The sequence below is a fragment of the Pseudotabrizicola alkalilacus genome (genome assembly GCF_003443995.1).
Taxonomy (GTDB): Bacteria; Pseudomonadota; Alphaproteobacteria; order Rhodobacterales; family Rhodobacteraceae; genus Pseudotabrizicola; species Pseudotabrizicola alkalilacus.
This window is the reverse complement of the sequence record NZ_QWEY01000006.1, coordinates 260,234-272,833: the sequence shown is the minus strand read 5'-3', so window position 1 is coordinate 272,833 and position 12,600 is coordinate 260,234. Positions and strand designations below refer to the sequence as shown.

General features: G+C 62.0%; 15 protein-coding genes. 9 read left to right on the top strand and 6 right to left on the bottom strand.

Going from position 1 to position 12,600, the window contains the following annotated elements; genetic code table 11:
* A partial coding sequence (locus tag D1012_RS12900) for an ATP-binding cassette domain-containing protein (RefSeq protein WP_118152820.1) occupies positions 1 to 217 on the bottom strand: 217 nt, incomplete at its 3' end.
* A gap of 214 nt (positions 218 to 431) precedes the next feature.
* Here D1012_RS12900 and D1012_RS12895 point away from each other — a divergent pair.
* The 4 genes from D1012_RS12895 to D1012_RS12880 all read left to right on the top strand — a co-directional run bounded on the left by D1012_RS12895 (position 432) and on the right by D1012_RS12880 (position 4,469).
* Positions 432 to 2,165: a DUF4153 domain-containing protein gene (locus D1012_RS12895; RefSeq protein ID WP_118152818.1), complete on the top strand. Its 1,734-nt coding sequence runs from the start codon at positions 432 to 434 to the stop codon at positions 2,163 to 2,165.
* A gap of 90 nt (positions 2,166 to 2,255) precedes the next feature.
* Positions 2,256 to 2,843, top strand: a complete 588-nt coding sequence (locus tag D1012_RS12890) for a heme NO-binding domain-containing protein (protein WP_118152816.1) — start codon at positions 2,256 to 2,258, stop codon at positions 2,841 to 2,843.
* A 93-nt stretch (positions 2,844 to 2,936) separates the two neighbouring features.
* On the top strand, positions 2,937 to 3,896 hold the full coding sequence (locus D1012_RS12885) for a GGDEF domain-containing protein (protein ID WP_233517115.1): 960 nt from the start codon (positions 2,937 to 2,939) through the stop codon (positions 3,894 to 3,896).
* A 78-nt stretch (positions 3,897 to 3,974) separates the two neighbouring features.
* Positions 3,975 to 4,469, top strand: a complete 495-nt coding sequence (locus D1012_RS12880) for a Dps family protein (protein WP_118152812.1) — start codon at positions 3,975 to 3,977, stop codon at positions 4,467 to 4,469.
* A 61-nt stretch (positions 4,470 to 4,530) separates the two neighbouring features.
* Here the strand turns inward: D1012_RS12880 and D1012_RS12875 are convergent, their stop codons facing one another.
* The gene (locus D1012_RS12875) at positions 4,531 to 5,013 is read right to left on the bottom strand and encodes a hypothetical protein (protein WP_118152810.1); all 483 of its coding nucleotides are present in this window, start codon (positions 5,011 to 5,013) and stop codon (positions 4,531 to 4,533) included.
* A 161-nt stretch (positions 5,014 to 5,174) separates the two neighbouring features.
* The gene (locus D1012_RS12870) at positions 5,175 to 5,984 is read right to left on the bottom strand and encodes a response regulator (RefSeq protein WP_118152808.1); all 810 of its coding nucleotides are present in this window, start codon (positions 5,982 to 5,984) and stop codon (positions 5,175 to 5,177) included.
* 92 nt (positions 5,985 to 6,076) lie between these two features.
* Between D1012_RS12870 and D1012_RS12865 the strand changes: the two genes are divergently transcribed.
* The 4 genes from D1012_RS12865 to D1012_RS12850 are packed head-to-tail and all read left to right on the top strand — an operon-like array spanning position 6,077 to position 10,241.
* The gene (locus D1012_RS12865; RefSeq protein ID WP_233517114.1) at positions 6,077 to 6,235 is read left to right on the top strand and encodes a NepR family anti-sigma factor; all 159 of its coding nucleotides are present in this window, start codon (positions 6,077 to 6,079) and stop codon (positions 6,233 to 6,235) included.
* Complete coding sequence (locus D1012_RS12860; RefSeq protein WP_118152806.1) at positions 6,232 to 6,807, top strand: RNA polymerase sigma factor; 576 nt, start codon at positions 6,232 to 6,234, stop codon at positions 6,805 to 6,807. Before D1012_RS12865 ends, D1012_RS12860 begins: the two co-directional genes overlap by 4 nt.
* A gap of 14 nt (positions 6,808 to 6,821) precedes the next feature.
* Positions 6,822 to 8,624, top strand: a complete 1,803-nt coding sequence (locus tag D1012_RS12855) for a histidine kinase dimerization/phosphoacceptor domain -containing protein (protein WP_158569347.1) — start codon at positions 6,822 to 6,824, stop codon at positions 8,622 to 8,624.
* A 51-nt stretch (positions 8,625 to 8,675) separates the two neighbouring features.
* A complete protein-coding gene (locus tag D1012_RS12850) occupies positions 8,676 to 10,241 on the top strand; it encodes a phospholipase D family protein (protein WP_233517113.1) in 1,566 nt (521 codons plus the stop codon).
* A gap of 80 nt (positions 10,242 to 10,321) precedes the next feature.
* Here the strand turns inward: D1012_RS12850 and D1012_RS12845 are convergent, their stop codons facing one another.
* Genes D1012_RS12845 through D1012_RS12835 form a run of 3 tightly spaced genes read right to left on the bottom strand, consistent with a single transcriptional unit; the run spans position 10,322 to position 12,018 of the window.
* Positions 10,322 to 11,383, bottom strand: a complete 1,062-nt coding sequence (locus D1012_RS12845) for a hypothetical protein (protein ID WP_118152802.1) — start codon at positions 11,381 to 11,383, stop codon at positions 10,322 to 10,324.
* A gap of 24 nt (positions 11,384 to 11,407) precedes the next feature.
* Positions 11,408 to 11,788: a phage holin family protein gene (locus D1012_RS12840; RefSeq protein ID WP_118152801.1), complete on the bottom strand. Its 381-nt coding sequence runs from the start codon at positions 11,786 to 11,788 to the stop codon at positions 11,408 to 11,410.
* A 23-nt stretch (positions 11,789 to 11,811) separates the two neighbouring features.
* Positions 11,812 to 12,018, bottom strand: a complete 207-nt coding sequence (locus D1012_RS12835; protein WP_233517112.1) for a PLD nuclease N-terminal domain-containing protein — start codon at positions 12,016 to 12,018, stop codon at positions 11,812 to 11,814.
* Positions 12,019 to 12,390: 372 nt separating this feature from the next.
* Between D1012_RS12835 and D1012_RS12830 the strand changes: the two genes are divergently transcribed.
* The gene (locus D1012_RS12830) at positions 12,391 to 12,564 is read left to right on the top strand and encodes a DUF1328 domain-containing protein (protein ID WP_103333097.1); all 174 of its coding nucleotides are present in this window, start codon (positions 12,391 to 12,393) and stop codon (positions 12,562 to 12,564) included.
* The last annotated feature ends 36 nt before the right edge of the window (positions 12,565 to 12,600 follow it).

Here is a 12,600-nt window from a genome sequence, read left to right as displayed (position 1 = left end):
CCGAGGCCACGGTGTCGTTCATCCGGTTCAGACAGCGCAGAAAGGTGGATTTGCCGCAGCCCGACGGACCGATGAACGCGGTCACCGTCTTGTCAAGGATATCGACATCAACATCCTTCAGCGCATGCGTGGTGCCATAATGCACCTGCACCCCCCGCGCCGTGATCTTGGCTTTTTGGGCGTTCACGACCCTTTCCTCAATCTGAATGTCTTTCATGGCAATGTCTTTCCTTGATCCGCGCGCCACGCCAGGGTGAGGCGACTCAGTTTTACCGGGAGTACCGCAGGCGCGTGACTGTCATGCGACAGATTTGTAACACTATAATGACAGCCTGCGCGATGCGGTTTTCATCCGACGGTTGCGCAGGCTCTGGTCCTTTTGCCGTGCGACAGATAGCCTTCGCGCCGGTAAGACAGCCAAAGGGCAGGGCATGGACAGGCAGATGACAGCGCGGGTGGTTCTGACGGCCATGGGCATCGCGGCGGGGCTGGGTGTGTATGCCCTGTCGCAGATGGCCGAAGCCGGGATTCTGACCGGGCGTCCCTTGCTGGCTGTGGCGACGTTTGTGGCGTGTTTCTTTACCGCGCTGCTGGCGATGGCGGGGCCGCTTGCCGTGGCGCGCGCCGCGCTCGGTGCACTGATCATCGCAAGCATGGTCACCGCTTTGCTGAGCGTGGCGGCGGCCGGATTTGTCAGTGCCGAAGATGTGCTGGACAGCCCGCATGCGGTGCTGGGCGCGGTCGTTCTGACGCTGGTGCCGTTGCCGTTCTGGATCGCCTGGCACGCCGGCGACTGGCGCGACTATCGCCGGCTGTTTGGCGAAAGCTGGGCAATCGTGGTGCGCGCGGTGGCGGCCTGGGCCTTTGTCGGGCTGGTCTGGGCGGTGATCCTGCTGTCGGATGCGCTGCTCAAGGCGGTGGGGATCGACCTGATTGACCGGATGATTGATCTGGGTCCAATGACGTGGCTGATCACGGGCGGCGTGCTGGGGCTGGGGCTGGCGGTGGTGCAGGAGCTGTCGGATTACGTCAGCCCCTATCTGATCCTGCGGTTGTTGCGGCTGTTGTTGCCGGTGGTGCTGGTGGTGTCGGCGGTGTTCCTGCTGGCCCTGCCGGTGCGCGGTGTGTCGGGGCTGTTTGGGGTCTGGTCCTTTGCGCTGACCTTGCTGGTGATGGCGGGGGCGGTGGCGACGCTGGTGACAACGGTGGTCGATCAGGACGACACCGAGGCCACGAAAAGCCCGCTGCTGGCGCGGGCGGCGCAGGCGATGGCGCTGATGCTGCCGCTGCTTGCCGGGCTGGGCGCCTGGGCGGTCTGGGTGCGGGTGGCGCAATATGGCTGGACGCCGGAGCGGGTGTTTGCGGCGCAGGTGGCTGCGCTGGGGGTTGGCTACGGCGTGCTTTATGCGCTGGCGGTGGTGCGTGGGTCCGGCTGGATGGCGCGGATCCGGCAAGCCAATGTGGTGATGGCGCTGGCGCTGCTGCTGGTGGCTGGACTGGCGATGACCCCGATCCTGAGCGCCGAGCGCCTGTCTGCCCGCAGCCTGATGGCCCGGCTGGATGACGGGCGGCTGCCGGTGGCCGAACTGGATGCCAGCCTGCTCAGCCGTTGGGGCAAGCCGGGGGCCGATGCGCGGGCACAGCTTGATGCGCGGGCGTCAGAGCCGGGACAAGAGGCGCTGGCCCGGCGTCTGGTGCTGGCTGCGCCACAACGCGAAAACGGCAGTCGTGACGATTTGCTGACTGCCGTTGCCGAGATGTTGCCGTTGCAGCCCGAGGGTGCGACCGCGACGCGCGATATGTACCTGACTGCAATGGATACGTACCGGCTGATTGCGCTGCGGGAAAGCTGCGGGCGCCAGATGCCGGGGGGCGGTGTGGGCTGTGTGATGGTGGTGGCCGATCTGGTGCCCGGTCTGCCGGGAGAAGAGGCGCTGCTGCTCGATTACACTCTGGGCGGTTTTGTGCAGTTCACCGGATTTCGCAACGACCCGGCCCTTGGTCCGGTGCTGCGCGAAGTGCTGCCTGCGAACGGGGTACTGCCGCAATACGAGGCGGGCGAGGCCCTGATCCGGGCCTGGCAGGCGGCGCCGCCGCCGGCGATGCCGCTGGCCCTGAATCAGTTGACCCTGCCTGATGGCGGCGGCGTGATTCTGGCACCGTAACCGGCGGGGGGCGGTTGCAGAGCAAGCTTTCCTTAATGCCTTTGCCCTAGCCTCGCGGGAATCGCTGCCCATACATCGGGGGAAGGGGCCATGCAGGGGCTGTTCAATCGCGCGTTGGAGAATTTTCTCAGGCAACGCCATGGCCCAGCGCTGTGGCATCGGGTTGTGCATCGGGCAGACCTGCCGTTTGACAGTTTTGAACCGCTTTTGCGCTATGATCCGGCCCTGACCGATGCCCTGATCAGCGCCGCCTGTGCCGAGCTTTGTCAGACGCGCGAAACGATGCTGGAAGATATGGGCACTGCTTTGGTCTCACACCATGATCGCGACGGGTTGCGCCGTCTGCTGCGCTTTGGCGGGATCTGCTTTCGCGATTTCCTGCACTCGCTGGAAGAATTGCCGGAACGGGCGCGGATGGCCCTTCCGGATCTGCACTTGCCCGAAATGCTGCTGGAGGATCGGGCTGGCGGGCATTTTACGCTGCGGGCCAAGCCGCCGTTTCCCGGCGCCGGGTTTGTTCTGATCGGCCTGTTGCGGGCGATGGCGGATGATTATGGCGTGCTGGTTCTGCTGGATATGGCGGCACCCGTGGGCGGATTCGATGTGATCTCGATACTGGTGCTGGACGAATCCCATGCCGAGGGGCGGCGCTTTGATCTGGCGATTGGTGTGCCATGAGGCAGGCCCCGGCATATGGATAAGGGCTGGATGTCGACTGCGGGCAGTTGTGTGGGGTGCATTACCTTGCCTGTGGCCGCAATGAACCAGCTGATGCCGATGCATCTGCATCTGTCGGCTTGTGGACGTATCACGGCGCTTGGCCCGACACTGGCCAAGATCGCCGCGCAGGCAAAGATCGGGGCGGGGGGGGCACTGACCGGGCAGGACTTCTTTCAACTGTTCGATGTGCGTCGCCCGGCAGGGGTGACTGCGATGGCCGATCTGTCCGCACGACAGGGCGAGCGGTTGCATCTGGGCCTGCGCGGGGGCGATGTTGCGTTCCGGGGGCTGGCGATGGCCGATGTCTCGGGGGGGATTGTGCTGAACCTGTCCTTTGGGATCGGCGTGGCCGAGGCGGTGCGGGCCCATGCGCTGACCAATGCGGATTTCGCCGCCACCGATCTGACGGTCGAACTGCTGTATCTGGCCGAGGTCAAACGGACGGTGCTGGGCGAATTGCAGCGGCTGAACCAGCGGTTGCAGGGCGCAAAGATCCAAGCGGAAGAGCAGGCACTGACCGACACGTTGACTGGCCTGCGCAACCGGCGTGCGCTGGATCTGCGGCTGGCACAGGCGGTTGCGGGCGCGGCACCCTTTGCCCTGCTGCGTCTGGATCTGGACAGGTTCAAAGCTGTGAATGATACGCTGGGTCACGCAGCGGGCGATCATATTCTGCGGATGGTGGCACAGATCTTGCTGGCAGAAACCCGGTCCGGCGATCTGGTCGCGCGGGTGGGGGGGGATGAATTTGTCATTCTGTTGCCAGACCTGATCAGAATGCCTCGGCTGATTGCAGTAGCAAACCGGATCGTCGCCGCCATTGCCAGGCCGGTCGAATTCGAAGGACATATCTGCCAGATCGGGGCCAGTGTGGGGCTGACAGTCTCGACACTTTACGCCCCGCTGACGGGTGACGCGATGTTGCAGGACGCAGACACGGCCCTCTATGCAGCCAAACGGGACGGACGCGGGCGGGTGATGGCCTTTCCTGATCTGGTGCAGGAACGCTAGGGAACCGCGGTGCCGGGGCAGACGTTCTGTCGGTGTAAGGCGGCCATGTCCGGCTGCCCGTTACCGAAAGGATTTCCAATGTCAGAAGCACTGAAAGCCGTGCCTGGTTCGGACAAGATCGACACCGGAATTACCGGCGTGACCGCAATCGCCAAGGGGCTGAGCGCGGCTCTTTCCGACACGTATCGGCTGTTGTTCAAATCCCACGCTGTTCACTGGAATGTCGAAGGCCCGATGTTCCACTCGATCCACGTTCTGACCGAGGCGCAATATACCGATCTGTTTCAGGCCGCCGATGATCTGGCCGAACGGATCCGCGCCCTTGGCCGGATCGCGCCGTTCCAGTTGTCCGAGATTACCAAAATGTCCTGCGTGAGCGATCCCGCCAAGCTGGGATCGGCGCAGGAAATGGTCGAAGACCTGGCCAGTGACCACGAAGCTGTGGTGCGCCGGATGCGCGACGTGATCGCGCAGGCAGAAAAGGGCGAGGATGTTGCGACCGCCGATCTGCTGACCGCCCGCTGCGCCTTTCATGAAAAGGCAGCCTGGATGCTGCGCGCGACGGCGAAGTGATCATTCTGAAATGCAAAAGGCCCCGGATCGCTCCGGGGCCTTTCTTCGGATATCGAATGGTTTACTTCAGACGCGAAACGACGCCATCGGCAAATGCCGAAATCAGGGCCGCGTAATATTCCGGCGTATCGGTGAACGCGCCTTCAAGCACAGTACCATCGGCAGCAAAGGCCTGCGCGCTCAGTGCCGAGACGGTCAGCTCATAGGTGTCGAAATCGGCGTTATCAGTCTCGCTGGTCACTTTGACCATGCCGACCATCACCGCATCTTCCAGACCCAGCTGGTTCTGGAACGAATTTGCCAGCGACAGCTCGTCGATGTCGACAGAGATTTTCGAACCTTCCTCGCCGATCCGGTCAACCAGACGGGCCACAATCGCGTTTTCCAGATCGTCTGCGGCATTGGTCCAATAGGCAGCCGCCTCGGCGTTGGAAATCGCGGTGATGTCAGCAGACACATCCACCTCTTTGACCATCGTATCCTGCGCAAAGGCGGTGGTTGCAAAGAACAGGGCGGTGGTCGTCATCAGAATTTTGCGGAACATGAGAGATCCTTTCGTACAAATGATGCGCAGTCTTTCCCTGCGCTTGTTGGAATAACGCCGATTTGATCAAAGGGTTCCATGGCGGTTGCTGTTCACAAAATTAAAAGCGCCTGCCGGGAAGGGCAGGCGCTGTTCCTGGGACAAGCCGATAATCAGAAAGATCAGGCGTGCAACGTCTCGGTCGAAGCAAAGAACATTGCCTGACTGACCGCCGACCGGACCTGCTCTTCCGAGAAGGGTTTGGTGATCAGGAAGGCAGGTTCGGGCTTGTCGCCGGTCAGCAGCCGCTCGGGGAAGGCGGTGATGAAGATGACCGGAATATCATCGAACTGGGCCAGAATGTCGTTGACCGCATCAATGCCTGACGAATCGTCGGCAAGCTGAATGTCGGACAAAATCAGGTCTGGCCGTTCGCGAGCGGCAAGCTCCACCGCTTCACGGCGGGTGCGGGCCACGCCGGTCACCTTGTGACCGATCTGGCCAACGATATCGACGATATCCATGGCGATGATCGCTTCATCCTCGATCACCATCACCTTGCCGGTGACAGAGGCCTCCATCTCGCGGATGGCGGCATCCAGCAGCGCCTGAACCTCGGCCTCGTCATGAGCCATGATCTCGGCAATCGAGGTCCGGTCGAACCCTTCGATGGCGTGAAGCAACAAAGCTTCACGCGAGTTTGGTGTCAGGCCAGCCATATGAACCTGTGCCCGCTTGGCCAGAATGTCATCATCGGTTTCCAGTGGCGCGCCGGCGCTGGACCAGACCCGGTGAAAGCAATGGAACAAACCGATCCGTGGCGAGGTTGCATCGCGCACGGGGGTGTCTTCGATCAGGATGCTTTCCAGCGTCGCGGCGGCATAGCGGTCACCACTGTCCTGGCTTCCGGTCAGGGCGCGCGCATAGCGGCGCAGGAAGGGAAGGTCGGCCGCAATTGCCGAAGTCAGATCGAAGGTCGCGGAGGCAGTCATTATTTTCTCCCCAGTTTCGTTTTATACGGAACCAAACGCTCTGGCGCCGCGTTTGGTTCCATGAATAAATACGGGATCAGTAGAGTAGTATGATGATGGAACATATGGCCGGTGACAATCAGAAGTCCAGCTTGCGTAAGGACATCGATGAGAACCTGAAGCGTGTCTATGAAGATGCGCTCAAGGAGGAGGTTCCTGATCGGTTCAAGCTGCTGCTGGAGCAGCTGAAGGCCAAGGAGTCAAAAAAATGAGCTCCGCGCCCGTCACTCATGCCGACCCGCGTGACGAGATGGCCAATCACATCCCCTCATTGCGTGCCTTTGCGATCTCGCTCACCCGCAATGTGAGCGAGGCGGATGATCTGGTGCAGGAGACGATCCTGAAAGCTTGGTCCAATATCGAAAAATTCACCGTCGGCACCGATATGCGGGCGTGGATGTTCACCATCCTGCGCAACACCTTCTTTTCGTCCAAGCGCAAGACCCGACGCGAAGTGTCTGACACGGACGGCATTCATGCCGCCTCGATGTTCGAGAAACCGCATCACGACGGACGGCTGGCCTTTACCGATTTCAGCCGGGCGTTTGACAAGCTGTCGCCAGAACATCGTGAGGTGCTGATCCTTGTCGGTGCCAATGGTTATTCGTATGAAGAGGCTGCTCATATGATGGGCGTTGCGGTTGGTACGGCCAAAAGCCGCGCAAACCGGGCGCGGGCCAAGCTGTGCGAGATGCTTGGTCTGGCCGATGGCGAAGACATTCTGGCCGAGCAATCCGGCGCGACTCTGGCGGTTATGGGTCGGTCAGGCATTCAGGCTGCATGACACAGGAGGCCGCAATGAGGCCGCGTTTTGCCGGACTCGGCTTCCGTCTGATGGCTGTGATGGGGGTGGCGTTGTTGCCACTTGCCATTCTCAGCTATGTGCAAGGGCTGAAAACTGCGCAACTGGCAGAGGCGCGGGTGACCAATGTGATCAAGGGCGAAACCCTGATTGCGGCAAACCCGTTGATTGCCGAAATCGTCAAGGCGCAGGCCAAGGCGGCAACTCTTGCGGCTGTCCTGCCGTCGGTGCTGCCGCTGGATACTTTGGCCAATCTGGATGCCTGCCGGTCCTTGATGGACAATGTGGTTGCGGCCAACATCGGGCTTGTGACGTTCGCGGGCTATGTGGACCGTGACGGTCAGATGCTGTGCGGGGCGCGAAATGAGCAACGCGATCTGTCAGGCAGTGCTGTCATGGCGCAATTGCTGGAACACCCCGGCCCAAAGATGGCGGTCAATCCCTATGGGCCGGTGTCAAAAACCTCGGTCCTGATCCTGTCGCATCCGGTACGGGATAGGACGGGTGACCTGACAGGGTTCGCCTTTGTCTCGTTGCCCCACAGCGGGCTGGATCAACACACTCAACCGCGCGCGGGCGATAGTCAGAATCCGCTTTCACTGATCACCTTTGATGCGGACGGGGCGCTGCTGACCTCTTCGATCGGCATGGAAGCGGCAGAACAGAGTTTGCCTGTCGGGCGCACTCTGGCCAGTTTTGCCCAAGGTGAGGGCCGGAGTTTCATGGCGGTGACCCCCTCGGGCGAACGCCGCGCTTTTGCCGTGGTGCCGTTGCAGGCCGGAAGCCTGTATCTGCTGGGGTCATGGCCCGCCAACCGTCTGGACAACACGATTTTCGAAGGTGCATTCCCGGCGTTTTTGTTCCCCATGCTGATGTGGGCGGCCAGTTTGCTGGTGGCCTGGCTGGCGTCGGAAAGTCAGGTGCTGCGCCATGTACGGTCATTGCGTGACCGGATCACTGCATTTGCCGCCGGTCAGCGGCAATTGCCGGCGCTGAACATGGACGGGGCGGCGCTGGAGCTACGCTCTGTGGGGCGCGCCTATGAGCGGATGACCGAAGCGGTCGTGCGCAACGAGGCCGATCTGGAAAACACGATCCACCAAAAGGAAGTGCTGCTACGCGAGGTGCATCATCGCGTTAAGAACAATCTGCAACTCATTGCTTCCATTCTGAATATGCAGCTTCGTGGTGCCCGCACCACCGAGGCAAAAGAGGCGATGCGCACCGTGCAGGACCGGGTGATCAGTCTGGCGACCGTTCACCGTGAGTTGTATCAGACCAGCGGTTTGACCGACGTGCGCGCAGATGAGCTGCTGCCGCGTGTGGCGAACGATCTGCTGCGCATCGGTTCGGCGCCGGGGCGGCGGTTCGAGCTGGATGCCAATGTCGACGATATTCGCCTGACCCCGGATCAGGCAGTGCCTCTGGCTTTGTTCCTGACCGAAGGCATGGCCAATGTGATCAAGCATTCCTGGGCCGGGGGCGCTGCGCGGTCGCGTGTGGGGTTGCGGCTGGAGCGGATCGGCGAGGGCATGGCGCGGTTTTCCCTGTGCAACAGCCTGTTGCCCCAGACTGCCGGTGGCGAAGCGCCGGTGGCCGTGGGAAGCGATGGTTTTGGCTCACAACTGCTGACCGCCTTTTCCCAACAGCTGAATGGCAAGGTGACGCGCGGGCGCGATGGTGACGGCTATCTGCTGACGATGGATTTCCCGCTGCGGCCCCTGACCGAGGGTGAAGAGCGGGTCGCCCCGAAAGTGCCACCGCAGGCTGTCATTGACGACGAAGATGATTTGTCCTGACGTCAGGACAGATTGCAGACGATTTTTGTCCACACGGGACAGATGGGGTGCATGATGCGCGACAACGGCACCTCAGGGCCTCAGGCCCCGCAGCTGTTCATTACCGCAGCCGAGGCTTACCCGGCGCTTGAACGGGCCTTTCTGGACGCGCAATCCGAAATCATCGCCAGCTTTCTGGTGTTTGACCCCGAAACCCGACTGCGGTCCGCTGAAGGCAAAGCGGTGGGGGAGCGCTGGTTTGATCTGATCGTGCATTGCCTGCAGCGCGGGGTGCAGATCACGCTGACGCTGTCTGACTTTGACCCGATTGCCCGCGCGGCCATGCATCGTGGCACCTGGCGCAGTCTGCGATTGTTGCAGGCGGCGGCAGAGGTGGCGGGGCCGGGGGCGGCTCGGTTGACGGCGTCGGCGGCGCGCCATCCGGCGCAAACCGGATCACTCCCGCGTTTGCTGCTGTCGCCGGTCATCATGTCACGGATCTGGCGCACCAGCCGCTGGCTGAACCGTCAACCGGCTGAGATCCGGGCCGCTGCGCTGCGCGACATGCCGGGGGTGCGGGCACTAACGGTGGTTGGCGGGGATGGCCGGGTGCGGCCCCGGCTCTGGCCGCTGCCACGGCTGTTTCCGGGCACGCACCACCAGAAGATCGCGGTGTTTGACCGCAAGCGGCTGTATATCGGCGGGCTGGATCTGAATGAGCGTCGCTTTGACAGCCCCGAGCACGAGCAATCGGCGGATCAGACCTGGCATGATGTCCAGGTGCTGCTGGAAGGGCCGGTTGCCGCCGATGCCGCCCTGCATCTGGAGGTGTTTCAGGCGGTTACGGCCGGTCAGGTGCCGCCCATCGACACCGGCGCGCTGCTGGTCACCCTGTCACAACAGCGGCGCAGGCCCTTGGTACGGTTTGGGCCAAAGCCGGTGGTGCAGAGTATCTTTGACGCCCATTGCGCGGCGATTGCGCGGGCGCGGGGGCTGATCTATCTGGAAAGCCAGTATTTTCGTGACAGCAGGCTCACCCGTGCGCTGTGTGATGCGGCAGCAAAGTCCCCGGATCTGGAGCTGATCCTGATGCTGCCCGGTGCGCCGGAAGAATTGGCCTTTGACGGGCGCGAGGGGCTGGATTCGCAGCTGGGCGAATGGCATCAGGCGCGTTGCCTGCGCCGGTTGCAGCGGGCCTTTGGCAAGCGATTGTTCATTGGCAGCGCCGCGCAGCAAAAGCGGGCACAGCCGCAGCAAAAGCACGGGCGCGACCAGTTGGCCAATGCGCCGCTGATCTACATTCATGCCAAGGTGTCGGTGTTTGACACGGTGGCGATCGTGTCCTCTGCCAATCTGAACGGCCGGTCCATGCGTTGGGATACCGAAGCCGGGGTGCAGTTGACCGAACCGCAGGTGGTCGCAGATGTGCGCAAGCGCTGCATGTCACACTGGTTGCCCGGTGGGGCCGATGACCGCTTTTTCACGCCGGAAACGGCAGTTGCGGCATGGCGCGGGCTGGCGTTGTCGAACACCGCCCGCACGCCCGAGGACCGTCAGGGTTTTGTGCTGCCCTATGATGTGCGGGTGGCAGAGAAGTTTGGTACCGCGATCCCGTTCCTGCCGCCCGAACTGGTTTGACCCAACAGAAAAAGACCCATGGCCGGGGCCATGGGTCAGGTGGGGTGCCTTGAGGAGGCGGTGGAAAGACAGTGTCGCCCTTAGTTCGGGCGGCCGCCGGTCAGTTTGTCCGCCAGCTTTTGCGTGGCGCTGCGACGGCTGCGGGTCTGGGCGCTGACCCGTTTCGCCGCGCCATTGACCTTGGCCGCCGCGCGGCGGGTGGTTTTGCGCGCGGTTTCTTCGACATCTTCGGACACATCTTCGACCGCATCGGCCATGTCACGGCCCTTGTCGCGGGCGTTTTCCAGAATTTCGGTCAGATCCGAAACCATTGCCAAAGCGGCCTCGGTGCCACGGGCGCGCAGGGCACTTGCCGCCTCGCCAATGGCCCGGCCTGCGGCTTTGCGCTCGGTGTCAAAGGTTTTGCGGGCCTTTGCCATCAGGTTCTCAGCGGAGTCTGCCAGCGACTCGCCCTCGCGGCGGTTGGCTTGCAGCGCGGTGGCCAGTGCGGCCCCCAGCGCCACCGCGACAGCCGCCGAGGCAACCGGGTGGCGGCGAAGGATGTTGCGGTCATCCACCTCTTCGGTCAGCTCGTCGTACTTGTCTTCGACCGCCTCGGCACCCGAGGCAAAGGCAGAATAGGCACGCTCGCGGGCGGCGATGATCCGGTCGGCGGCGTCAGAGGTCATGTCCGACAGGCCGTGACCAAAGGCCGAGGCCAGATCTGCGGCCAGATCAGCGGTAACGGTTGCCTTTTCACGGGCAAACTCTGCCGCATCATGGCCCCGCTCAGCCATATCGTCATAAAGCGCAGCCAGACGTTCCCGAGCGGCCTCGCGCGCATCATCAGCGCGGGCCTGCCAGTCTTCGATCGTGTCAGAGACGCGGTCGGTCAGGCTTTCTTCGCTGCGCGGGCCAAAGGTCAGCCAGGCCAGACCAGCCCCCACCAACACGGTCGCCAGTGGATAAGTGCGCAGCGCACGCGCGGCAGCGGTGGCCAGAACCGTCTGACCCAGCGGGCCGGTCGCCAGTCCCAGCAGATCATCAGACGAAGTGCGGTTACCGGTCAGTCGGCCCGTCAAGCGGCCGAGTGCAGCGCGAAGGGCGTCTTCGGTGGCGCGTGCTTCATTGAACAGCGCCTCGGATTTACGGGAGCGTGCCATGTCAGTCTCCTTGTTAATGTTTCTTCAGGGGCGCGTGGCCGGAAGATCCTCGCCCGTGCCCCCAAGGGATTTCAGAGGTAGAGTGGCCCGCCGCAGGCAGGACCGCGCAATCAGACCCAAAGCAACTGCGATCAGCCCACACACCGCCGCCACGACCAGCAAGGCCTGCAAAGGTGTGAAGCCGAACGCGCTCAGACCAAGCACTCCGGCCTGAACCAGCAGCACCAGCATGATCATGAACAGCGCCAGAGCGATCACGCCAAGCAGCAGCGCGGTCACGACCGAGGACGCCCGAAGCCGCAACTCTGCCTTTGCCAAAGCAAAGCGCAAGGCAATCGCCCGACGACCAAGTATCACAAGGTCGAGCAACGGAACGATCAAGCCTTCGAATCCCGAGCGTGCCATCAGTTATTCCTGCCTGTCCGGGGTCATATTCTGCGCTGTGCTGCGCGTGGACCCATGATCAGCCAGAGAATGAACCCGATGATCGGCAAGAACAAGATCAGCAAGGTCCAGATCACCTTTTTGCCGGTGCTCACGGTGGAGTTGAACACCGAAATGATCGCCCACAAGTCCAGCGCCAGGATCAGAAGCCCGCCAAAGCCGGACAATTCAAACATGCTCAATTGGTTCATTGCGTGTCCTTTGCGGCTTGGCATTCATGTCGTGGCCTTTCAACCACGACCTTGTGATGTGTAAACGCAGCTTTCGCATTCGGGTTCCGCCGGTGGATGGAAATCTTCGTCCGCATTGAAAAGATTGTCATCCTTGGAAGGCAGTTCGTTCATTCCAAGGATGAACCATAGGTAAAATTATGAATAGTAACGAAAATCTCAGGGATCCGTTGTCGGGCGCATTTGCAGTCGCAATTGAATGTCGCATTCCGTCCCTCCCTCTTTGCGTCGCCGATGTTTTTGACCGGGGCAGCGGAACCTGAGCCCAAAGCGCACGTTGACCAAGCATGAGCGCTACGGCGCAGAAACCTGAACCAGATAAAGGAGATCACCATGCTTGGTTGGGCATTGACGTTTCTGGTCGTGGCATTGATTGCAGCGGCCCTTGGCTTTGGCGGAATCGCGGGCGCTTCGGCCTCGATTGCGCAAATCCTGTTCTTTGTTTTCATCGTGTTGTTCGTCGTGGCGATGATCGCCCGCGCTGTGCGCGGAAAGCCCCCAGTCTGACCGCTGGCGCGGACGGTATCCCACACGGGGAAAGGC

What these genes read in the sequence shown, in the direction of transcription:
- D1012_RS12870 (WP_118152808.1), bottom strand. Translation starts at nt 5,984, where the DNA reads ATGACTGCCTCCGCGACCTTCGATCTGACTTCGGCAATTGCGGCCGAC.
- D1012_RS12895 (WP_118152818.1), top strand. Translation starts at nt 432, where the DNA reads ATGGACAGGCAGATGACAGCGCGGGTGGTTCTGACGGCCATGGGCATC.
- D1012_RS12835 (WP_233517112.1), bottom strand. Translation starts at nt 12,018, where the DNA reads ATGAACCAATTGAGCATGTTTGAATTGTCCGGCTTTGGCGGGCTTCTG.
- D1012_RS12855 (WP_158569347.1), top strand. Translation starts at nt 6,822, where the DNA reads ATGAGGCCGCGTTTTGCCGGACTCGGCTTCCGTCTGATGGCTGTGATG.
- D1012_RS12845 (WP_118152802.1), bottom strand. Translation starts at nt 11,383, where the DNA reads ATGGCACGCTCCCGTAAATCCGAGGCGCTGTTCAATGAAGCACGCGCC.
- D1012_RS12865 (WP_233517114.1), top strand. Translation starts at nt 6,077, where the DNA reads ATGATGGAACATATGGCCGGTGACAATCAGAAGTCCAGCTTGCGTAAG.
- D1012_RS12850 (WP_233517113.1), top strand. Translation starts at nt 8,676, where the DNA reads ATGATGCGCGACAACGGCACCTCAGGGCCTCAGGCCCCGCAGCTGTTC.
- D1012_RS12875 (WP_118152810.1), bottom strand. Translation starts at nt 5,013, where the DNA reads ATGTTCCGCAAAATTCTGATGACGACCACCGCCCTGTTCTTTGCAACC.
- D1012_RS12885 (WP_233517115.1), top strand. Translation starts at nt 2,937, where the DNA reads ATGCCGATGCATCTGCATCTGTCGGCTTGTGGACGTATCACGGCGCTT.
- D1012_RS12860 (WP_118152806.1), top strand. Translation starts at nt 6,232, where the DNA reads ATGAGCTCCGCGCCCGTCACTCATGCCGACCCGCGTGACGAGATGGCC.
- D1012_RS12890 (WP_118152816.1), top strand. Translation starts at nt 2,256, where the DNA reads ATGCAGGGGCTGTTCAATCGCGCGTTGGAGAATTTTCTCAGGCAACGC.
- D1012_RS12840 (WP_118152801.1), bottom strand. Translation starts at nt 11,788, where the DNA reads ATGGCACGCTCGGGATTCGAAGGCTTGATCGTTCCGTTGCTCGACCTT.
- D1012_RS12880 (WP_118152812.1), top strand. Translation starts at nt 3,975, where the DNA reads ATGTCAGAAGCACTGAAAGCCGTGCCTGGTTCGGACAAGATCGACACC.
- D1012_RS12830 (WP_103333097.1), top strand. Translation starts at nt 12,391, where the DNA reads ATGCTTGGTTGGGCATTGACGTTTCTGGTCGTGGCATTGATTGCAGCG.